General features: G+C 63.2%; 20 protein-coding genes. 1 reads left to right on the forward strand and 19 read right to left on the reverse strand.

Going from position 1 to position 20171, the window contains the following annotated elements; translation table 11 throughout:
* The 7 genes from EV580_RS31870 to EV580_RS31900 form a co-directional block, all read right to left on the reverse strand.
* Nucleotides 1–386: MlaE family ABC transporter permease (locus EV580_RS31870; protein ID WP_208114689.1), on the reverse strand; the 386-nt coding region annotated here is incomplete at its 3' end.
* A 352-nt stretch (nucleotides 387–738) separates the two neighbouring features.
* Entirely contained in the window at nucleotides 739–1368 is a 630-nt protein-coding gene (locus EV580_RS31875; RefSeq protein WP_108055516.1) for a fatty-acid--CoA ligase, read from the reverse strand.
* Nucleotides 1369–1466: 98 nt separating this feature from the next.
* Entirely contained in the window at nucleotides 1467–2612 is a 1146-nt protein-coding gene (locus EV580_RS31880; protein WP_108055306.1) for a thiolase family protein, read from the reverse strand.
* A 20-nt stretch (nucleotides 2613–2632) separates the two neighbouring features.
* On the reverse strand, nucleotides 2633–3061 hold the full coding sequence (locus EV580_RS31885; protein ID WP_133696882.1) for a Zn-ribbon domain-containing OB-fold protein: 429 nt from the start codon (nucleotides 3059–3061) through the stop codon (nucleotides 2633–2635).
* 156 nt (nucleotides 3062–3217) lie between these two features.
* Nucleotides 3218–3520: a non-heme iron oxygenase ferredoxin subunit gene (locus tag EV580_RS31890; RefSeq protein WP_108055304.1), complete on the reverse strand. Its 303-nt coding sequence runs from the start codon at nucleotides 3518–3520 to the stop codon at nucleotides 3218–3220.
* A 45-nt stretch (nucleotides 3521–3565) separates the two neighbouring features.
* On the reverse strand, nucleotides 3566–4495 hold the full coding sequence (locus tag EV580_RS31895; RefSeq protein WP_133696884.1) for an acyl-CoA dehydrogenase family protein: 930 nt from the start codon (nucleotides 4493–4495) through the stop codon (nucleotides 3566–3568).
* Nucleotides 4492–5640 carry an acyl-CoA dehydrogenase family protein gene (locus EV580_RS31900; RefSeq protein WP_108055515.1) on the reverse strand — a complete coding sequence of 383 codons (1149 nt, stop codon included), beginning with the start codon at nucleotides 5638–5640 and terminating at the stop codon, nucleotides 4492–4494. Before EV580_RS31900 ends, EV580_RS31895 begins: the two co-directional genes overlap by 4 nt.
* Nucleotides 5641–5881: 241 nt before the next feature.
* Between EV580_RS31900 and EV580_RS31905 the strand changes: the two genes are divergently transcribed.
* Nucleotides 5882–6469: an Rv2253/PknI dimerization domain-containing protein gene (locus tag EV580_RS31905; protein WP_286171956.1), complete on the forward strand. Its 588-nt coding sequence runs from the start codon at nucleotides 5882–5884 to the stop codon at nucleotides 6467–6469.
* Nucleotides 6470–6487: 18 nt separating this feature from the next.
* Here EV580_RS31905 and EV580_RS31910 read toward each other — a convergent pair whose 3' ends face one another.
* The 12 genes from EV580_RS31910 to EV580_RS31965 all read right to left on the reverse strand — a co-directional run bounded on the left by EV580_RS31910 (nucleotide 6488) and on the right by EV580_RS31965 (nucleotide 20116).
* Nucleotides 6488–8074 (reverse strand): MCE family protein, encoded by a 1587-nt coding sequence (locus tag EV580_RS31910; RefSeq protein ID WP_133696886.1) that lies wholly within the window; start codon nucleotides 8072–8074, stop codon nucleotides 6488–6490.
* The gene (locus EV580_RS31915) at nucleotides 8074–9318 is read right to left on the reverse strand and encodes an MCE family protein (RefSeq protein ID WP_108055301.1); all 1245 of its coding nucleotides are present in this window, start codon (nucleotides 9316–9318) and stop codon (nucleotides 8074–8076) included. The genes EV580_RS31910 and EV580_RS31915 overlap by 1 nt, the downstream gene beginning before the upstream one ends.
* Complete coding sequence (locus tag EV580_RS31920; RefSeq protein ID WP_108055300.1) at nucleotides 9315–10697, reverse strand: MCE family protein; 1383 nt, start codon at nucleotides 10695–10697, stop codon at nucleotides 9315–9317. The genes EV580_RS31915 and EV580_RS31920 overlap by 4 nt, the downstream gene beginning before the upstream one ends.
* Nucleotides 10694–11776 carry an MCE family protein gene (locus EV580_RS31925; protein WP_108055299.1) on the reverse strand — a complete coding sequence of 361 codons (1083 nt, stop codon included), beginning with the start codon at nucleotides 11774–11776 and terminating at the stop codon, nucleotides 10694–10696. Before EV580_RS31925 ends, EV580_RS31920 begins: the two co-directional genes overlap by 4 nt.
* The gene (locus EV580_RS31930; RefSeq protein WP_108055298.1) at nucleotides 11769–12803 is read right to left on the reverse strand and encodes an MCE family protein; all 1035 of its coding nucleotides are present in this window, start codon (nucleotides 12801–12803) and stop codon (nucleotides 11769–11771) included. The genes EV580_RS31925 and EV580_RS31930 overlap by 8 nt, the downstream gene beginning before the upstream one ends.
* Nucleotides 12800–14083: an MCE family protein gene (locus EV580_RS31935; RefSeq protein ID WP_108055297.1), complete on the reverse strand. Its 1284-nt coding sequence runs from the start codon at nucleotides 14081–14083 to the stop codon at nucleotides 12800–12802. Before EV580_RS31935 ends, EV580_RS31930 begins: the two co-directional genes overlap by 4 nt.
* A 9-nt stretch (nucleotides 14084–14092) precedes the next feature.
* Nucleotides 14093–14935, reverse strand: coding sequence for an MlaE family ABC transporter permease (locus tag EV580_RS31940; protein WP_165934677.1), 843 nt, complete (start codon nucleotides 14933–14935; stop codon nucleotides 14093–14095).
* 206 nt (nucleotides 14936–15141) lie between these two features.
* The gene (locus EV580_RS31945) at nucleotides 15142–16539 is read right to left on the reverse strand and encodes an NAD(P)/FAD-dependent oxidoreductase (protein WP_353619870.1); all 1398 of its coding nucleotides are present in this window, start codon (nucleotides 16537–16539) and stop codon (nucleotides 15142–15144) included.
* An 88-nt stretch (nucleotides 16540–16627) separates the two neighbouring features.
* Nucleotides 16628–17386 carry an SDR family NAD(P)-dependent oxidoreductase gene (locus tag EV580_RS31950; protein ID WP_108055296.1) on the reverse strand — a complete coding sequence of 253 codons (759 nt, stop codon included), beginning with the start codon at nucleotides 17384–17386 and terminating at the stop codon, nucleotides 16628–16630.
* Nucleotides 17387–17539: 153 nt separating this feature from the next.
* Nucleotides 17540–18448, reverse strand: coding sequence for an SDR family NAD(P)-dependent oxidoreductase (locus EV580_RS31955; RefSeq protein WP_108055295.1), 909 nt, complete (start codon nucleotides 18446–18448; stop codon nucleotides 17540–17542).
* 3 nt (nucleotides 18449–18451) lie between these two features.
* Nucleotides 18452–19261 (reverse strand): SDR family NAD(P)-dependent oxidoreductase, encoded by an 810-nt coding sequence (locus EV580_RS31960; protein ID WP_158279047.1) that lies wholly within the window; start codon nucleotides 19259–19261, stop codon nucleotides 18452–18454.
* 30 nt (nucleotides 19262–19291) lie between these two features.
* The gene (locus tag EV580_RS31965; RefSeq protein WP_133696887.1) at nucleotides 19292–20116 is read right to left on the reverse strand and encodes an SDR family NAD(P)-dependent oxidoreductase; all 825 of its coding nucleotides are present in this window, start codon (nucleotides 20114–20116) and stop codon (nucleotides 19292–19294) included.
* Nucleotides 20117–20171: the final 55 nt, after the last annotated feature.

Raw genomic sequence — 20171 nt, forward strand, 5'->3', positions numbered from 1 at the left:
GTCACCAACCGCTGCACCGGATTAATGCCCAACACTTCCATCGCGTCGATCTCTTCACGAATCGTGCGCGACCCCAAATCCGCACACATCGCCGTGGCCCCCGCACCCGCCACGATCAACACCGTCACCAGAGGACCGACCTGGGTCACCGCACCAAACGCAGCACCGGCACCCGAGAGATCAGCAGCACCCAACTCCCGCAACAAAATATTGAGCGTGAACGACACAAGCACGGTGAACGGAATCGCCACCAACAACGTCGGCGCCAACGACACCCGCGCCACAAACCACGACTGCTCCAAAAACTCCCGCGAGTGAAACGGTCTGCGGAAGACGAACTTCACCGCGTCGGCGGACATCGCGAACAAACCACCGACAGCCTGCATCGCCACCGAAAGGGTCTGGAACTGAGGCAATCCCGGTGACCATCGTTGCGAGAGAGAAGGCGTCCCCGCGGGCGCCGGCTCGCTGCTAGGACCATCTTGGCGAACTCCGGTATTCGTTGTCACAACTCACTCCCAACGCAATTGCGCGGCTCGCCCGCGCCTGGGCAAGCGCCGTCTTTGCGCACCGTACGTCCCTGATACTCGAGCCACGTCTTAGCAGTGGCAGTTCGGAGTCGGCCTGAACAGGCACTGCGCAGGCTCGAACCGGGGGCGTCCGGCACGTAACTCCTTGCGCCACCGGTTATCGCGTCGTCTGCCCGTAGGGGTACTGCCGCACCGCAGCGGACAGACATCAACTCGAACCGACGGTCATTACGTGCGCAACCGTGCCGACGAACATCGGCGGGTATGCGCCCAGGCCGGCCTGAGTCATCCATTCGGCTGCGGCGTCGGGCTTGTCAATCCACTTGCGCACACTGGCTTCGCTGTCGATTTCCTCGAGGATCATCACTTCTCGTCCATCGTCGAACGCACGATAGATCCAGACCTTGCGTACTCCGGCGCTCCTGAAATGCGAGGCCGCCCTGCGCACCCGCTCAACAAGAGCGGTCACGTCCGCCACCGACGAGATGACGCCCAACACGACCGCGCCGTCGGGCCTCGGCGACGCAGCGTCGACGAAGTCGATCTTCTCGACAACTTCGCCGCCAAAGATTGGTGGAACGTCGGCCACCCCGGACACATCGAACCATTCGAAGAGTTTCGGTGACTGCAGGATTCTTCGGATGGGCTGCTGCTGTCGAATGCCGGTCGTCACGAAGATGCGACCTGGTTCCCACAGCGACGTGTAGATCACGAGGTGGCGGGTACCGATGCTCGCCAAAGCTTCCTGCTGCTCCTGAATCCAGCGCCACATGCGATCGATGCTGTCTACGGTGAAGTCACAGGCGAGGATGAGCGAGTGCGGTTCGTGCTCCGTCAAACTCTCTCCACTCTTCGGATTCGAACTCATAGCGGACGGGGTGAGCATGTTGGTCACGTCGCGGCCGAGATCCACCACGGTCAACCGCCGCCCAAGGCTCAGAGCGTGAGGATCGTTGCCGATGCCGTACCCGGCGCGCCGTACACCTGCGCAAAACCGACCTGCGGCTGACCGCCGACCTGACGCTCACCTGCCTCACCACGAAGCTGGCGTACCAGCTCGTGGACCTGCCGCATGCCGGAGGCGCCGATCGGCTCGCCGTTGGCGATGAGGCCACCGTCGGTGTTGACCGGCATCGAACCGTTGATCTCCGTCGCGCCCTCGGCCAGTAACTTCTCCTGCTCGCCGTCGGCACAGAACCCAGCCTCGGCCATGTGGATCACCTCCGCGCCGGCGTCGGTGTCCTGCACCTGAATCACGTCGACGTCCTCCGGCCCGATACCGGCCGTCTCGAACGCCGCGCGTGCGGCGTACACGGTGGGCGAGACGTCCTCCTCGACGGGCGCAGACATGGCGTGCACCTCGTAGGTGCCAAAGCGGCGGGTACGGATCTCCACTGCACGCACGTAGACCGGCTTGGAGGTGTAGCGGTGTGCGATGTCGGCGCGGCACATGATCACCGCGGCAGCCCCTTCGTCAGGGGCACAGAACATGTACTGCGTCAGCGGGTAGTTGAGCGCCGGTGAGTTGAGGATCTCCTCTTCAGAAATCGGCTTGCGCCGGAACGCATTCGGATTCTTCTGCCCGTTGCGGAAGTTCTTGGCGGCCACCTTGGCGAGCGTCGCCTGCGAGATGCCGTGGTCGTGCAGGTAGCGGTTGGCCTTCATTCCGAAGAACTTGGTGGTGACGAACTGTCCGCTCTCGGCGTACCACTGCGGCAACGCGATCTTGGCCGGGTCGTCGGTGAACGCTCCACGGGGATGTTTGTCCATGCCGACTGCGATGGCGATGTCGTACTTGCCGTAGCGGATCGAGTCGGCAACCGCCTGAATGGCGGTCGCGGCGGTGGCGCACGCGTTCTCGACGTTGATGAACGGGATCCCGGTCAGCCCGACCAGCCGCGTGACCGAGTCTGGGTTGCCGATCTCATAGCTGCCGCCAACGCCGAACTGGATGTCCTTCCAGTCGAGGCCGGCCTCGTCAAGTGCCATGTGGATCGCCTCGGCGCCCATCTGCACGCAGGGCTTGCCGGGGAAACGGCCGAAGGGGTGCAGGCCTACGCCAATAATCGCGACGTCGTTCATGAAGGTAACTCCTTTGCGGTTCAGGTCGGCGGTAAGACGGGCTGGAACGCCCAGATCACGATTTCGGTTCCATCCTCATCGGTGTAGAACGGCACGAAGACCAGTTCGACGTCCATGCCGAAAGCCAGCCTGGCCGGATCGGCCTCGGTGAGGCGCGCCTCGACGCGGACGACGTCACCGAGTTGAACGAGGCCGACCCCGAACGGGGTGAAGGTTTCCGCCGTCTCCCCCCCGGCGTAGGGCTGTTTAGGTAAGAACCCCTGGGTGGTCCATGCCACCAGGGTGCCGCAACGCGGCAACAGCAGCTCCGACATATCTGGCCCCCCACATCGCGGGCAGTGGTCTTGCTGGGGCCAGGTCGTCGCGCCGCATGTGCCGCAATGGGCGCCGATCAACTGTGCATTCTCCTGCGGCCATGTTGAAACCTCGGGCGCAAGCACCTTGACCATGAGTCATCCTCCGTTGTAATGACGTTGTCGCCGAACTCGGACCGTCACACCTGAGGTGATTGCCTGGGCGACTGTCCGATGCGAGTTCAAGCACCTTCATCGTACTGCATCCGTACGTAATTGCGTCCGGGGATTGCACATCCGATCAGACACTGATCAGATGTCGATGTAGACCTTGCCGTCCTCGACCTTGGCCGGGAATGTCTTCAGCGGCAACATGGCCGGCGGGCACAGCACAGCGCCGGTGCGGAGCGAAAACCTGGCGAAATGGAAGCCGCATTCCACCGTGTCCCCCTCGATGTAGCCGTCCGACAAAGAGGATGTCTCGTGCGTGCAGCTGTCGGCCGTGCAGAGGAACTCCCCCTCGACGTTGAACACCGCCAAGGGGCCTTTTTCGGTGCTGACGCGGCAGGCTTCACCTTCGGCGATCGATTCCGCGTCAGCGGCGTAGATCCACATGCTCGTCTCCTTTAAGAGATCCGGTCGGGACGGATGTCCCGCGGTCTACCTGACTTGATCACTGAACAGTCCGGTGATGCCGCGGCGGCCGACGCGTGTGGTCAATTCATCCCGAGTAGCGGAGAGCCCCTTGGGAAGTCGGCGCAACGGCTGACTGTGTCGCGACAGCCAAGACAGCGTTGTTTCGTCACAGAAGCCCACGGCGCCGTGTAGCTGGTGGCAGACCCGGAAGACGATCTCGGCTGCCTCGATTGCGGCGACTCGTAGCGTTAGCGCGTCGTCGAGTGCGTCCGACGTCTGGCGTGCCGCACTCCACAGGGCGTACCGCGCAAGCATTTCCAACCCGCTGCGCTCGACCTCGGCTTCGGTCAGCTGGAATTGCACCCCCTGAAAGGTCGACAGGGGTTGACCAAACTGCTTGCGGACACCGACGTATGCGATTGTCAGCTCGATGGCGCGATCGATCATCCCGAGCAGCGTCCAGCACGGAAGCACCAACCCGAGGGCAACGTCGGCCGCGCCCTGCTCGTCGATATCCGCCAACTGCAGGTCCACTACGAAGCCTGGGCCTGGGGGCGACTGGCCGACCACGGTGCTGCGCTTGCCGCCGGTGGTGACAGCAGCCCAGCGATTGTCGAGACCGGCCAATGCAGCCCGCGGAGCGCTGTCAGCGACAACGATCAGTCCGTCGACGTCGAGATCGACGGGCCTGGATAGTCGTTCGGCAACTGGATACGGCAGGGCCCAGTACCCCGCGCTGCGGCACAGCGCCGCTGCGGCCTCCAGTGAATCGACATCCGTGCGAACGTCAAGGTCCCAGGCGCCCAGCCCGGCCAATACCGCCTCAACCAGTGCGGCACGGGTATCGGGCTTGGCCTCTGCTTGTTGAATGAGCTGATCGCCTCCGGCCGCTTCAATGGCGCGAAGTGCTTCCCGTCCGAACTCTTTGGCTTCGTCGCCGAGGTCGAGGATCATGATGTCGCCAACATCGTGCGAGACAGCAGGATCCGCTGTATCTCGATGCTGCCTGACGCGACCGTGGATGCCTGCGCGTAGCGCCAGTGATCCTCGACTTCCGAGCGAAAGTACTCGGTGTGGTCATCACCGCGGGGTATGGCTGCGATCATCTCCATCAATACCTCTGCGCTGTCCTGGTCCAGTTTGGTGACCGCGATGCGGTAGGCGGCCGCATCGCCGGGTGCGACGCGGCCCGTGCTCTGCAGCGAGACCACCCGATATGCGAGCAGGCGTGCTCGCCGACAGTGGGTGAGCACGCGCGTCCACCGTCCCCGAAGCTCGGCGGGCAAACTGTCCCAAGCCTTTCCGAGCGCTGCCGGGGCGGCGTGCAGAAGCCGTTCGCAACGCGCATAACGCGCGATACCGACGCGCTCGTAAGACAGGACGTCCTGAACTATCGACCATCCGCCACCGACTTCACCGAGCACATCGGCATCGGTCACCCTCAGGTCATCGAAAAATACTTCATTGAGGTGGTGTGGACCCACCATGGCGCGGATGGGCCGAACCTGTATCGCTGGATCATTCATGGGCACAAGGAAGATCGTCAGGCCTCTTTGCTTCTTGTCCTCCTTCGAAGTGCGTGCCAACAAGAAACACCACTGCGCCATCGTGGCGTAGGACGTCCAGATCTTCTGACCGCTGACCAGCCATCCGTCTTCGTCGCGCCGCGCAGCGGTGCGCAGGGAGGCCAGGTCGGAGCCAGCGTCCGGCTCGGAAAACCCCTGGCACCAGATCACTTCGCCCCGTGCAATCGGCGACAGGTGCCTGCGCTGCTGTTCGGCTGTGCCGTAGCGCATGAGAGTGGGACCGACCCAGTTGACGCCCATGTATTGGGCGCCACGGGGTTCGTGATGCGCCCACATCTCCTCACGCACCACGGTCTGTTCCCACACCGAAGCTCCCCGGCCACCGAACTCCTCGGGCCACGACATGCACAACAAGCCCTGTTCGGCCAGCACTCGACAAAACTGCTGCGCGGTCGCCAGATCGCCCGGATCATCAGTGAACGCGCCCAAGAAGTTAGCGGGCACATTGGTACGGATCAGGTCGCGCAGATGGCTACGAAGCTGCGTAGCCTGCTCCCCCATCTCGAAGTCCATCTCGACTCTCCTCAACCCCACTCCGGGATTCGCGTAGTGGCCTTGCCCTATTGTGTCACTCGACTGCCACTCACGGACAATAGCGGGAAACGCTGGCCCAATCACCATCGGTACCGAGGTGCATCCTTCGCAAGCCTGACTGCGGCATTGTGCGATGCAGATATGCCGCGATTACGCCTGTGCGGCAGCGGAAAACAGTAGTCTTTGCTAGTGAGGTCGCGATGCCACGTGGGAGAGCAACATGGTGAAGGCACGCTTTAACAGATGGTTGCCCGCCGGAGAAGTCGATGACATTCCATTGCCATCGACTGTGGCACTGCTGGCTCGGCGGTCCGGCAAGGTCGCGGCCGCAATACTCGTCGCCGCTGCGATCACCGGACCGGGCGCCCTGTACCCGGTACAGGTCTGGGCAGACCCCATCGACGTCGACGGAGACTACTCGGTGAACGGAACATTCACCGCCACGTCCGATGGTCAATGGGCCAAGACGCGGGAGCAGTTTCACGATGAAGCCACCGTCGTCAGTACCTGGACCATCACGTCGACCTGCAGCACTCCCTACGCATGCAAGGGACAGGTGACGAGCGACCAGGGATGGAGCGCGAGTACGAGGATGGTGAGCGGAATGTGGTACGTGTCTCGCGATCTTGAGAACTGGATGCCCTGCGCGGACGGGACGTCTGCGCAGGGCCATCAGGTCTTCCGGTTCTACCGTGAAGACCCGAATACCCTGGTCGGCGCGGACAAGACGGTCGGCCTCAGCGGCGCCTGCGGCAAGAATCTGCCACTGGCCATTGAGCTGCCCTTCACGTTGAAGAAAAAGGGCTGAACCTCGCCGCCGCATCTATTACGCGGTGGTGTCGAGCACCAGATCTTGCCACGACTTCGGTGCAGCTGGATTCACGAGGCCTGACTGTTGATAGACAGTGCCGTCGGGGGCCATGTACTTGCCCGTTCGCGGATCGTATTGCACCAACGCCGCTGACGAAGCTCCCCCTGCACCGTTGTACGAGCTCGGCGCCGCGGTGGCTGGAGCTTCCGGCTCCGCGGGGGGCGCCGCCGATGGTGGGGGCAGCGGACCCGGCCCGGCGCCGGCCGGCGGTGCGGTAGGCGGCGCCCCTCCAGGTGGCATGGGTGTCCCCTGAAGCGGACCAAAGATGTTGCTGCCGGGGTCGATTCGTTCGTCAGGGGGGACGCCCTGAGCAATCAGATTCGGATCGATCGGATATGCACCGGTGATGTGTTCGCGCATCGCCAGCGGTTCATAGGGCTGATCGCTGTCGCAGATCGCCACGGTCGGCGCCCGCTTGCCTGGGTGATCCATGCACGGGTAGTTGCGCGCTCCGCGCACCGAGAGCGGTGAATCCTGCGGCAGTTTGCAATACAAGCCATCTGGGGTATCGATCGTGGTGGTATCGGCCGGCGAACGCCACTGCGATGGTGGTAGGAAGCCGACGGTGCACGGGTTCGGATCGCCGACGGAGAACTTGAAATCGCCCAGCGGCAACCCGGTTGGGTTCCTGGCCGGGGCCGCCGCCTGCAGCGTGGCAACCCACGGCGGCAACAACACCAACAGCTGCTCCAGCGAGGCGTTGTAGGTCACACCGATCTGACCGAGTGTGGTGAGGTTGGCCAGAAGCACCGGCAGAGTGGGTTTGAGCTGTTCAAGCAGCCGCGTACTTTCCTGCGCGAACCCCGGTCCCTTCTCAAGCAACGTGCGCACCGCAGCGTCGTCCTGGACTACCTGCTGGCTCACCGCGGCGAGACTGCGAGACCACACCCGTATTGCATCGGTGCTGTCTGCCTGTGAATCCAGCAGCGGTGCGCTGTCCTCGACGAGTGTTCGCGTGCGATCGGCGACGCGGTTGATATCACCAACAACCTTGGCTGATGAGTCGAGCAATGATCCCAGGTCATAGCCGGCTCCGTTGAAACCCTTGAAGGATTCGTCGAGCAAATTGCCGAGCTGGTCCTTGGGGATGCTGTTGATCAGCGCACTGACGCGGTCGAGCATCGGACCGACCTGCTGCGGGAGCGTCGTCTCGCGCGCCGAGATGACGGAGCCGTCGCGGAGGAAGGGCGCCGAGTCGGAGCGTGGCTGCAACTCGACGTACTGCTCCCCCACCGCGGAGACGCTGCGCACCTCGGCCTGCAGGTCAGCCGGGATCTTGGGCGAGGTGTCCAGCGACAGAATGGCTTTCGCACCTTGCGGTGTCACCGCGATGTCGGTGACCTTGCCGATCTGCACGCCGCGGTAGGTCACGTTCGAGAAACGATACAGACCGCCGCCGGCGGGCAACTCCAGGGTGACGGAGATCTTGCCGAGGCCCAGCAGGGTGGGCACCTGCAGGTATTTGAAGATCATCAGCCCCGCGCCGATGAGCGAGACAATCGTAAAGATCGCCAGCTGTATCCGGACGAACCGAGTGAGCATCACCCACCACCTTGGTTGGCAGGTGCAGGGGACTCCGCTGGGGCGACCGGGGGCGGGGCCTCGGCGGTCGGGATCGGCTGCGAGCAGATCCACGTGGTCAACGTGCAGCCTGTTGGGTCCTGGGGCGGCGGTGGATCAACACCGACGGTGAGGGGATGCGTTGTGTAGTAACGGTTGTAGCCCGCATCGCCGGGCGCCGGCACCATCGACATACCTTCTTGGCCCCAGCGAGTGCCGAGGAGAAGTCCCCGCTTGAGGCGGGGAACGGTGAGGTCAAAGACCGAGTACAGGTTGAAGTAGTCGCCCCGCAGCGCACGGTCGATGATGTTCTGACCGTAGGGGAACACCGGCAGGTAGGCGATAGCCGCATCCAAGTCCGGTCCGACGTCGGCAAGCGCGCGGATCGTCGGCTCGAGGTTCTGTAGGTTGTGTACCAGGTCGGCCTGCGTATCGTTGACCAGACGCGTCGCGGTGTGGCTGAACACGCGAAGCTTGTCCAGCGCGGCGGTCAGGCGCGGCTCTTCCCGGATAAGCACATCGAGCGCCTGCGGAATCTTCTGCAGTGCACGCGAGACGACATCACGCTGGTTGGCGAAAGTCGCCGCCACCGCATTCAGTCCCTGGATCGTGGCGATGATGTTGTCGCGCTGATCGTTGAACGTTCCCACGAAGCTGTCGAGCTGGGCCAAAAGGTCACGGATTGCGTCTTGGTTTCCCGTCAGCATGACGTTGAAGTTGTGAACGATGTCCCCGATCTGGCCCAGCCCACCCGTATTGACGACTGCGGACAATGCCGACAGGGTCTGTTCAGTCGATGGATAGGTCGATGCTCTGCTCAACGGGATCGTCGCGCCGGGCTGCATGCGTCCGATCGGTGCTTCCCCCAACGGCGGGTTGAGCGCCAGATGCTGGGAACCCAGGAGACTGGTTTGGCCGATCGTGGCCACCGCGTTGGCGGACACCACCGCAGTGGGTATCACCGAGACTTCGACATCGGCATGCCAGTCCTTCAACCGCATTCTGACAACGCTGCCGACCACGACATCGTTGATCATCACCGGCGAATTCGGTTCCAGAGTACCGACGTTCGCGATTTCGATGTGGTAGACGACCCCCTCCGGTCCCCGCCCGACCGTACCAGGCAGCCGCAACGAATTCAGACCCTGGAACGCGCATGCTGTTGAGCTCAGGACCACACATCCAACGATCGCGACGACTCGTCGCAACGATGTGACAACTCTCATGGCGTCCCTCCGGAGGGTGGTGGCGCCTCTGCCGGTAGTGGCGCCCCGTTCAGCGAACTCCCTGGCGGCGGTGGCGCTGGGTTCGATTGTCCGCCTGCCGGATTGGCAGGCGGCTCGGCTTGAGGCGGAAGCAGCATGTCGTTGACGCTCGTCGGCTGCCATCCCGTGTAGGCCGACACCGCAGGCAGGGTCTCGGGCGGAGGTGCGGTGCCGTCGCCTCCGGGAGCCAGTCTGGGATCGGTGTAGATCAGCTGCTCCGGGCTGGGGGCCCGCTGGATGAACGGATTGAACGGTATTGGCATGCCGTTGATACTGAGCAGCTTCAAGGCCGGGCCGAGGTACTGCGCGCAGAGCTTGCCCGTTTCGGAAGCGGTCGCGTTCTCGATGGCGCCGATCCCTGCGCAGACGAACTCCACCGGGTTGGAGAAGTTGTTGATCACGAATGAGCCGTTGAGCGTGCCAGTGCTGGGGTCGTACATGTTGTAGGCGTTCGCGGCAGCGTTGGGTGCGACATGAAGTACCTGCTCCAGATCACCGCGGTGGTCCACCAGGTTCTGCGTGACGTTGGTCAGGCGCTGTACTTGCTCGCTGGTCTTGTCCCGGGTGCCGGCAACGAAGCGCTGCACCTCGCCGACGGCTTGCGAAAGGTTCACCAGCGCGGCGTCGAGATCAGACCTGCTGTCGGCCAGAACACTGCTCAAGGTGGCCAGCCGGTCTTGGAACTGCACGATCTGGACCTTGCTGTCACGCAACGCGCTGACGAAGGTCTGCAGGTTGGTGATCATGTCGACGATGTTTCCGCTGCCGTCCGCCAGGATGCGTGCCACCTGTGACAGTTGGGCGAGCGTCTGGCGCAGCTTGTCGCCGTTGCCCGCCATGGCATTTGCCGCGCTGTCGATGAATCGTCCCGCCGAGGAACTCGACGTTCCCCCGTTGGGCCCCAAATCTGTTGCGAGCCGCATGAGTTGGGTCTTCACCTCGTCCCACTCGACTGGCACGGCCGTCCGATCCTGTGGGATGAGAGCGCCGTCGCGCATCACCGGACCGCCCTCGTACGCAGGTGCTAGCTGAATGTAGCGGGCCGACACGACATTCTGAGCGACGATGACCGCCTTCGCGTCGGCCGGGACCGATACGTCGTGGTCGACGTTCATCGTCACCTTCGCCTGCGTTCCTGCGGTGTCAATGCCGGTGATGGTGCCGACCTTGACACCGGAGATCCGGACCTCATCGCCCGGATAAATGCCTCTTGCGAACGAGAACAGGGCGGAAATGGTGGTGGGCTTGAAGAACACCTGTTGGACCAGGAAGACGGCGCCCGCGACCATGGCCAGGCTCAACACAACGGCGGTAGCGATCGACCATGCTCTGCGGCTCATCGCGAACCGCCCGGGACGCCGTTGTACGGGAACGGCAATTCCGCTCGCGGGCCGGCATTATCCGGCGGTTGCCCGGCGTCGGCCCCACGCCTGAATCCGAGGGCATAGTCCAAGAATGGTTGCAGGATTTGGTTCGGTGACAGGTTGGCGATGAAGGCGTTGTAGTAGCTGCTGCTCGACACGCTTTCCCCGAGAGACAGCGTGAACTTCGCCAGCCCGGGCAATGCCTTGGCGATGTTGTCGCGGTTCTTCTCCAGCATCGCGGTCACCGAGTTCAGTTTGTCCAGCGTCGGCGCGAGTTCGCGCTCGTTGTCGGCGACCAAGCCGGACAGTTCCTTGGCCACTGCCGACGTGTTCTGCAGCAGCCCGACGATCGCCCGGCGTCTCTGCACCAGGGTATCGAGCAGGTCGTTGGCGTTGAGGATCAGGGTGTTGACCTGTTGGCTGCGATCGGACAGGATCCCGGAAACGTCACGGGCACTGCTGAATAGCTGACCCAGTGTTTCATTGCGCTCGTTAAGTGCCTGTGACGAGCGGGTCAGTCCCTCGAACACCGGTCCCAACTGGGGTGCGATCTGGTCGAGGGTGGCCGAGAGGGTGTCCAGGGACTGGTTGAGCGTGTCGGTGTTGGTGCCGGCGGTGTTGGTGGTGAGGTCGTTGAGCGCCTCGGTCAGCGAATACGGCGATGCGGTGCGTGAGACCGGGATGACGTCACGTTGGTGCAACGTGCCGGCCCCCGCCGATTCGAGCGTCAGCACCCGCTGCCCGAGGACGGTGCCGGTGCGGATGTGTGCTGTGGTCTGCGACCCCAGGTGGACCGTGGCATCGACAGCGAAGGTCACTAGCGCATCCCGGCCTTGTAGTGACACCTTGGAGACGGTGCCGACCTTCATCCCCGCGATCGTCACATCGTTGTCCGCGGCCAGACCACCTCCGTCGGCGAACAGCGCCTGATAGCGCACTGACGTTACCAACGACCACAACCGCTGCGGCTGAAGGCCGACGGCGATGATGAGGACGACCAGAATAACGCCGATGAAGCCGGCGCGAATGAGCTTGGGCCCCCGGTACTTAAGCATTGGGCTCCTTACACCTCGCGGTCTCCTGTTGTATCCAGGGCAAGACGACTGTTCGGCCCTGGAGGTCGGTCACCCGGAATGACAACCCACACAGGTAGAACTGGATGAAACTGCCGTAGGCGCCGAGGCGCGCCAGTTTTCGGTAGTCCTCTGGCAGCAGTTGCAATTGGCCGTCGATCCGGTCCTTGCCCTGGTCAAGCAACGGGGCCAGCCGATTCAGCTGGTCCACCGTTCCGGCTAGCGGCGGGCGGGCTTTGCCCAACAAGTCGGCGATCGACGCGGTCCCGGTATCCAGCGCCTCGATGGCGTCGCCAACTCGATCGCGGTCGTTGGACAACTCGGTGACGAACTGCTGGAGTCGATCCACCGCCCCGGAGAACTCGGCGCCGTCTTTGGAAAGCGTCTGCAGCACGGTGTTCAGATTCACGATCAGCTGCTGCACCACGTTTCTGTTGTCGGCCAACGTGTTCGAAAACGACGACGTCTTGGCCATCAACGACTCCAACGTTCCACCCTGGCCCTGGAAGACCTCGATGAGCGATGCCGTGAGCGCGTTGACATCCTGCGGGTTGAGGCCCCGGATGACGGGCTTTAGGCCGCCCAGCAGAAGATCGAGGTCGAGCGCCGGCGATGTGCGGTCTTCGGGGATCTGCGACCCGCCAGACAGGAGTCTCGTTGAACCCGGAGCGTTGACGAGTTCTAGGTAGCGGTCTCCGATCAGATTCAGGTAGCGCACCGCGACGTGGGTCCCGGTGGTGAGCACTACGTCGCGGTCGGCGTCGAACGTGACGACGACCTTGTTGTCCGGGCTCAGCTTCATGCTGCTCACGGTCCCCACCCGCATGCCGGCCACCCTCACGGTGTCTCCGACTTTTAGCCTGGACACATCGTTGAAGACCGCCGAATACACCGTTGCCGAACTGGCGCGGTACTGCCCGAAGACCGCGAACAGAAAGGCAGTCAGCACCAGCATGATCAGCGTGAACACACCGAGCTTTACAGGCGTGGCCAACCGTGCGGCGCTCATCCTGGTTGCCCGATTTGTGCCGAGTTCCTGGGTGGCCCATCGATCGGACCGAAGAGCCACTGCTTGATGCCGTCCGAGTTCAGAAGAACTCCCTGGTTTCCGTACCTGAATGGATTGACACCGGTATCAGCGACTACGTAGGGGGGGCGACCCTCGTAGGGAACATCGGGCATTTGCACGTCCTGGCAGTGCGGGCCGCCCTTTGCCGCAACCCTCGGCAAGTCTTGGGGGTACCTGTATCGTTCTGCGCCCCAGAGGAAGCTGGCCAACGTGTAGATACCCGGATACTGCATCGGCAAGGCCTTGGCGATCGGAATGATTCCGGTGAGTGCGCAGGTGATTGCCGTGTTGTATTCGTTGGTCAGATCCGTCGTCGGCACCATTAGGTGAAGAACATCCGTCAATGCCTGACGGTTGTCTCCCAACACCTGGTTGCCCGCATCGGCCACTCCAATGGTACTGACGAGGAACGAATCGAGATTTGCCTGTTCATCGACGATGGTCTGGCTGATCGTCGTGGCGCTGTCGATGGTCGATATCAAGTCGGGTGCGGCGTCGCTGTAGGCCCGCAATACCCCAGGCGCAACGGTCAATTCATGACTCAGGGTGGTCATGCTGGGGTTCAGTTTGGCCAGAAGGCTATCGAGGTCTGTCAGGGTCCGGCCCATCTTTTGACCGCGGTCATTGAACGCTGCAGCGATCGCGCCGAGGGTTTGGTTCAACTTGTCAGGTTGGACTGTCGACAACAACGTCGTGAGCCGGTCGAAAATGGTGTTGACCTCAACAGTGACATGGCCGGCTTGGACGGTCTGTCCGGCACGCAATGGATTCGGGGAGGGGTGATCGGGTGAAACAAGTTGGACGGACTTCGCGCCGAACACCGTGGAGGATGCAATGTCAACGGACACATTCGACGGGATGAGATACATCTGGGCGGGGTCAATCGCTAAGTGCAGGGCCGCCTGCCCGTCGGGCAGCGACTCAATCGAGACGACCTTACCCACCTGAATATCGCGCATCTTGACCCTGGCATCGGGGTTCATCACCAGACCCGCGCGGTCGGAGATCACTGTTACCGGAACGGTTTTGGAGAATCCACCGCGGAACAGGCCCACAGCCAAGGCGATGATCAGACCGATTACCGCCACCGTCACCAGGCCGACTAGCGGGCGCGCGTAACTTCGTGCGCCGAAGTCGACGCCCGGTCGTGCTGCGACCGGCGCTGCGTTGCTGGCGGTTTCGGATCGATCAACCGGGCCGGGACCGAAGTTTCGTGTCACGTCATCTCCCTATCCGGACAGGTTGAAGTTGCCGTTGGATCCGTAGATCGCGAGGGAGACCAGCAGGGTGACCGAGACGACGACGATCAGGGAGGTCCGCACCGCGTTACCCACCGCGACCCCGACCCCGGAGGGGCCGCCGGTGGCGAAGTAGCCGAAGTAGGTGTGGATCAACAAGATCGTGATCGCCATCAACACCGCCTGCAAAAAGCTCCACAGCAGATCGATCGGATTCAAAAACGTGTTGAAGTAATGGTCATACAAGCCGCCGGACTGGCCGAACAACACCACCGTCGTGAACTGCGACGCCACGAACGACAGGATCACCGCGATCGAGTAGAGCGGGGTGATCGCCACCATCCCGGCCACAATCCGGGTGGAGACCAGGTATTCGACCGGCGGGATCCCCATCGATTCCAGGGCGTCGATCTCCTCATTGATCCGCATCGCCCCCAACTGCGCGGTCACCCCGGCACCGAAGGTGGCGGCCAACCCGATCCCGGCCACCACCGGCGCACTAATGCGCACGTTAATAAAGGCGGCCAGGAAGCCGGTCAACGCCTCGATACCGATATTGCCCAACGAGGAATAGCCCTGCACCGCCAACGTGCCACCCGCGGCCAACGTCAAAAACCCGACGATCACCACGGTGCCGCCGATCATCGCCAGGGTGCCCGCCCCCATCGAGATCTCCGCGATCAACCGGATGATCTCCTTGCGGAAATGGATCGTCGCGTGCGGCGTCCCCGCGATCGCCCGCCCATAAAAAATCGTGTGATCACCAATACGACCGAACGTCCCTAACGGACGTGCAAATTGGCGTGCAACACGTGGGTAGGTAGATCGCACCATCACGATTGCGTTCCCACGTCTCCTCGTTGCGTCCGACTCCGCATGCGCCAGCAGGCGGTGTTCAGCACTACGTTGCCACGAATAGTCACGCCCACCGCTCGAACAGGACTCTGGATGTGGAATTTCCTCGATTGGACATGACGGTCAAATTTATTACTTCCCAACATATTCGGATCGTAAGCACGAACAGCATCATAGGAATAGCGCTAGTCACCGTGAGACAGGGCAGTCGCCCATTCGAGGCCTGCGACGACGTGTCCCCGCCATGACCGAACGACCTTGGGGGGCTTGCCTGCGGCGAGCACTCCCGCCAACCGATCGCCCTTGCGGTAGGCCACCAACAGTTGTCCCTGCGCCACATCGTTGTCCAAGACGAACGCCTCGTCATGGTCGCTCAAATGCCCGAACGCCTGAATCTTCGTGTCGTACTGGTCTGACCAGAAGTAGGGCACCGTGGCCAGCGACCATCGATCGTTCGGGTTGAGCACATTGTGGCCTACGACCATGCCCTGCTCGGCAGCGTTGGTGCGGTGCTCGATCCGTACCGCAGCGCCAACCATAGGGTTGTGCCAACGCGCAACATCACCGACGGCGTAAATACCTGGCGCAGCAATACCGAATTCATCGCACACCACGCCGTTGTCTACGACGACCCCGCTGCCATCCAGCCAATCCGTGTTCGGTATCGAGCCGATAGCGACCAGCACATCGTCGGCCGGCAGCACCGTCGAGTCGGCCAGCCGCACGCCGGTCACCGCGTTTTGGGCGCTGAGGATCTCGGTGACCGCCGTCGATGTCCGCACCTGCACACCGTGGTTGGTGTGAAGGTGCATCAGGAAACGTCCGGCCGCTTCACCGACCACATGTGCCAGGGGTAACGCGGCAGCTTCGAGCATCGTCACCTCAACCCCGAGCCCACGCGCGGTGGCGGCGACCTCGGCGCCGACGAAACCGGCTCCCACGATGACCAGACGTCCCCCACTGCGCAGCCGCGATCGCAGCACCAGCGCGTCGTTCAGGGTGCGCAGCACATGTAGGCCGGCAGGATCCTGGTGACCAGGAAGTCGACGCGGTCGCACACCGGTGGCGATGACCAGGGCGTCAAAGAGCACGTGGCTGGAGTCAGCCAGCGCGACAGCCTTTTCCGTTGGACACAGGCCCGTTGCGGGGGTCGCCAGTCGTAGATCCAGATTCATCGATTCGAGGTCGGCGTCAGTGCGCAGCGCGAGCCGCTCTGGGTCCCAGCTGCCACACAACAACTGCTTGGACAACGGCGGTCGATCGTAAGGCCGCTCAACCTCGTCGCCGATGAGCGTGATAGCACCCCCGTACCCCGACCTGCGCAATGCTTCAGCCGTGGCCAACCCGCTGGCTGAAGCCCCAACGATCACAATCCGATTCACGACACCACCACACTTGTCGCCGTGACCCGTCGGGTCACGGCCGGTTACCAGCTCATCGCCGCCGCCACATGTTGCCTGCGCGAGCACGCCCGTCGAGCGTGCCCTCACCATAAGCGGAATCCGGTCATTCCCTTCACGTCTGGAGGGATCGACGATTCGCCCAGCGGTCGTCGAACCGATCGCAGGGCCGAGATCCAGCATGAACGCACTGAGAACACGTAATCGCCGAAGACCGGGCCGCAAATTTCGTGTGGAATGGCCGGATGTGTTGCCGCAGTTGGTCGGCTGCCTAGGCCAGGCGAAGCGCTCCGTCGAGCCGGATGACTTCGCCGTTGAGGTAATCACGTTCGATGATGTCGACCACCAGCTGCGCGAATTCTTGGGGCCTGCCGACGCGTTTCGGGAACGGCACATTTGCACCGACTGCCGCACGGCCCGCATCGGTGGCGTCGTGCAGACCGGTCATCGGGGTGGCGAAGATACCGGGCGCGATCGCCATCACCCGGATGCCGTGCGGTGCGAGGTCTCGCGCAGACGGCAGCGTCAAGCCGACGACGCCACACTTGGAACCTGCGTACGCCGATGTGCCGGCAATCCCGTCGAACGCTCCGATCGAGGCGGTGTTTATCACAACACCGCGGGCGTCGTCGGCTAGCAGTTCGGTCTTCGCGATGGCCTCGGCCGCCAGTGCCATCAGATTGAAGGTGCCGATCAAGTTGACCTCGACGACCCGGCGGAACAGGGCGGGATCGGCCTGGCCCTGATCGGACAGGATCGGCGCGTACGCCGAGATCCCCGCGCAGCTCACCACCGTTCGCAGCGGCACTGTGCCGGTCGCGGCGCGCTCGACCGCGGCCGCAACCTGTGCCGGGTCAGTCACATCACCCGCAAGGTAGGTCACTCCGTCGACCGCGGGCGCACCGTCGACAGCCGCCTCCAGGTCGATTGCGTATACCCGGGCACCCCGCTCAGCCAAGGCCCGCACCGTCGCGTGCCCGAGGCCCGATGCGCCGCCGCTCACCAGCGCGGCCGTGTCGTGGAGTTCCATGCCTTCCCCTTCCGTGTCGAGGGCCCCATCATGCAGTCGGGAGATCGACCGGGACGGGCGAAGAACGGCCGGTCGGCGTGCGGAACACCGAGGCCATCGACCGACATTTCGCGGCGCGAACCGTGGTGCGGTAACCCAGCTTTCGCCGTGTGATCAGGGGTTGGGCATATCCAAGCCGCAGACCTGCGCGTTGCTGGTGTCCATCAGCTCATCGAGGCTTTCCCCAATGTCTTCAGGTGTCATCTCCTCACGGGTGAGGCCCGTGGTCTCGATGACGGCCAAGCGCACCGTTCGCCCGCCACCGCAAATGAGCACTTCACCGGTCAGCGGACATGACTGGTGAGCTAAATAAACGACGGCCGGAGATACCCCCTCGGGCGTCATCGCTTCGTAGAAAGGGTTGACGAAGGTTTCGGCGGGTTGATCGAAGACCCTCGCCAGCATCGGCGGGTCGGACATGCGCGTCATCCCGCGCGGCGCAACGGCGTTCACCCGCACACCGTGCTGTCTGGCGTCGAGGGCCAGGGCGCGGGTGAACGAAAAGACTGCACCCTTGGCGGCGGAGTACGCGGTGCTCTTGGGCACATTGCCCAAGATCGCTTCTGAAGTGGTGTTGACGACGCAACCGTTGGGCGCTGCCAACAGATGGGGCCAGGCGGCCTTGGTGACGTTGACTGTGCCGAGATAGTGCGTGTCTTGCATCCGGCGGAATTGCTCCATGGTCATCTCCGAGAAGAACTGCGGGTCACAGATTCCCGCATTATTGACCACGATGTCCAGTTGGCCGAAGGCGTCGAGCGCGGCCTCAACCATCGAGGCCGCGCCCGCCTCGTCGGCCACCGACGCAAAACAGGCGACCGCCTCTCCCCCCGCCGCATCGATCTCTTTGGCTACTGTCTGTGCCGGCTCGGGCGACGAGCCGGTGCCGTCGACGTTCGTCCCGTAATCGGCGACCACAACCTTGGCACCCCGAGCCGCAAGCGCCATGGCGTGAGCACGGCCGAAGCCTCGACCGGCACCCGTCACGATCACTGACTTGCCGTCGAACCGCAGCTTATTCATGATTTAACGCCCTTCCGATGCAGGAACTAGATCGGGAAATATGCTCTGGAGCTCATCGACTGGGCCGCCATTGACGTCCAGCATGGTGCCAGTGATGTAGGAAGCGGCCGGCGAGGCGAGGTAGACGGCCGCGTTGGCGATGTCGGCAGGTGTTCCGTTGCGGCGCAGCCTGGTCCGACTGATCATCGCCTCGCGGAACTCTGCCGGCCTACTATCGAGAAACTCGCGAATGAACGCGGTTTCTGTCGCTCCGGGGTGAATTCCGTTGACGCGGATGCGCGGCCCGAGGTCGGCGGCCATCGACTTGGTCAGCTGGGTGACCGCGGCCTTGGCTGCTTCGTAAGTGAGGTGACCGCGTAACGCCTTGCCGACTGTCACCGAGCCGATATTGATGATGGCAGCGTTGGGGCGCTCCAGCAGATGCGGAACGGCAAGCTGACAGAGCCGAAACGGGGTCGAGACAGTGAAATGAAACGACGCCTCCAACTGCTCGACCGTGATGTCGAGGAACGGGGACCACTCATAGCCGCCGCCGGCGTTATTCACGACGAGGTCCAGGCCACCCAGTTCATCGACAGTCGCTTCGATCAGCCCTGGCAGATTGGCGTGATCGGCGATATCGGTCGGATACGCCAGAGCGGTGCCTCCGTCAGCCTGAATCTCCTTCGCTACGGCCTCGACATCGCCCGCCGTTCGGGCGGTCACAACGACAGCAGCGCCCGCTTTCGCGAGCGTGCGGGCGATCTCGGCTCCAATACCCCTGCCGCCGCCGGTAACCAGGGCCATCCGACCCTTCAGCGAGAATTCATCCATCGATGCCTCCATGTCGCGGTGTTGGCCGGCCTATGCCTCGGGACGCTCGTAGCGCCCGATGATCGCGAGCATCCCGCCGTCGACGGGCACTTCCAGACCGGTGATGAATGAGGATTCGTCCGAGGACAGGAACAGCACGGCATTGGCAACGTCACTGGCAGTGCCCATCCGCCCCAGCGGAACTCGACGCGTGGCGTGTTCCGTGACTTGTTCTTCGGTGGCGACGACTCCGGCGTGCACAAGGCCCTCCATCGAATGCGGAGTCGCGATCCATGCCGGCAGTACCGCGTTGCAACGGATGCCGAGCGAGGCGTACTCGACGGCAAAGAAATGCGTCATGGCGTTCACGCCAGACTTCGAGATCGCGTAGGCGAACAGGGTTCCGCCGCCGGTACGGGAACCGACTGTGGAGATGTTGGTGATCGCGCCGCCGCCTTGCTCTTTCATCAGCGGCACCACGGCTTTGCAGGTCAGCCACATCCCCCGCAGGTTGATGTCCATGATCTCTTGCCAGCCCGCAGGATCGAGGTCGAGCGGCCCGGCGTCGCAATAGCTGACCCCAACGTTGTTGACCAGCGCGTCGATCCGTCCCAGTGCGGCTTGCGACTCCTCGACGATGCGCGCGCAGTCGGCGGGAACGCTGACGTCGGCGGTCAGCACGTGTGCGATCCCGCCGTCGGCGCGGATCAGCGCGGCGGTCTCAGCGGCGCGATCCTCGTACCGGTCGACGACACAGACCTCGGCACCCTCGCGCGCCAACGCCATTGCGATCGCGCGTCCATTGCCGAGCAGGTGATGGCGCGGCTGACCCGCTCCCACTACTACGGCCTTCTTGCCCTCCATACGAGCGGCCACGGGGATCCTTTCGGTTGAGATTTCCGGTATTCACGTCTGTGGTCGAGCTTCGCTC

It is taken from the genome of Mycobacterium sp. BK086, assembly GCA_004362315.1.
In the GTDB taxonomy this organism is placed as follows: Bacteria; Actinomycetota; Actinomycetes; order Mycobacteriales; family Mycobacteriaceae; genus Mycobacterium.

Coding starts and splice junctions, on each gene's coding strand:
- EV580_RS31880 (WP_108055306.1), bottom strand. CDS start 2,612: ATGAACGACGTCGCGATTATTGGCGTAGGCCTGCACCCCTTCGGCCGT.
- EV580_RS31885 (WP_133696882.1), bottom strand. CDS start 3,061: ATGGTCAAGGTGCTTGCGCCCGAGGTTTCAACATGGCCGCAGGAGAAT.
- EV580_RS31890 (WP_108055304.1), bottom strand. CDS start 3,520: ATGTGGATCTACGCCGCTGACGCGGAATCGATCGCCGAAGGTGAAGCC.
- EV580_RS31895 (WP_133696884.1), bottom strand. CDS start 4,495: ATGATCCTCGACCTCGGCGACGAAGCCAAAGAGTTCGGACGGGAAGCA.
- EV580_RS31900 (WP_108055515.1), bottom strand. CDS start 5,640: ATGGACTTCGAGATGGGGGAGCAGGCTACGCAGCTTCGTAGCCATCTG.
- EV580_RS31905 (WP_286171956.1), top strand. CDS start 5,882: ATGGTGAAGGCACGCTTTAACAGATGGTTGCCCGCCGGAGAAGTCGAT.
- EV580_RS31910 (WP_133696886.1), bottom strand. CDS start 8,074: ATGCTCACTCGGTTCGTCCGGATACAGCTGGCGATCTTTACGATTGTC.
- EV580_RS31915 (WP_108055301.1), bottom strand. CDS start 9,318: ATGAGAGTTGTCACATCGTTGCGACGAGTCGTCGCGATCGTTGGATGT.
- EV580_RS31920 (WP_108055300.1), bottom strand. CDS start 10,697: ATGAGCCGCAGAGCATGGTCGATCGCTACCGCCGTTGTGTTGAGCCTG.
- EV580_RS31925 (WP_108055299.1), bottom strand. CDS start 11,776: ATGCTTAAGTACCGGGGGCCCAAGCTCATTCGCGCCGGCTTCATCGGC.
- EV580_RS31930 (WP_108055298.1), bottom strand. CDS start 12,803: ATGAGCGCCGCACGGTTGGCCACGCCTGTAAAGCTCGGTGTGTTCACG.
- EV580_RS31940 (WP_165934677.1), bottom strand. CDS start 14,935: ATGGTGCGATCTACCTACCCACGTGTTGCACGCCAATTTGCACGTCCG.
- EV580_RS31945 (WP_353619870.1), bottom strand. CDS start 16,539: ATGCTGGATCTCGGCCCTGCGATCGGTTCGACGACCGCTGGGCGAATC.
- EV580_RS31950 (WP_108055296.1), bottom strand. CDS start 17,386: ATGGAACTCCACGACACGGCCGCGCTGGTGAGCGGCGGCGCATCGGGC.
- EV580_RS31955 (WP_108055295.1), bottom strand. CDS start 18,448: ATGAATAAGCTGCGGTTCGACGGCAAGTCAGTGATCGTGACGGGTGCC.
- EV580_RS31960 (WP_158279047.1), bottom strand. CDS start 19,261: ATGGATGAATTCTCGCTGAAGGGTCGGATGGCCCTGGTTACCGGCGGC.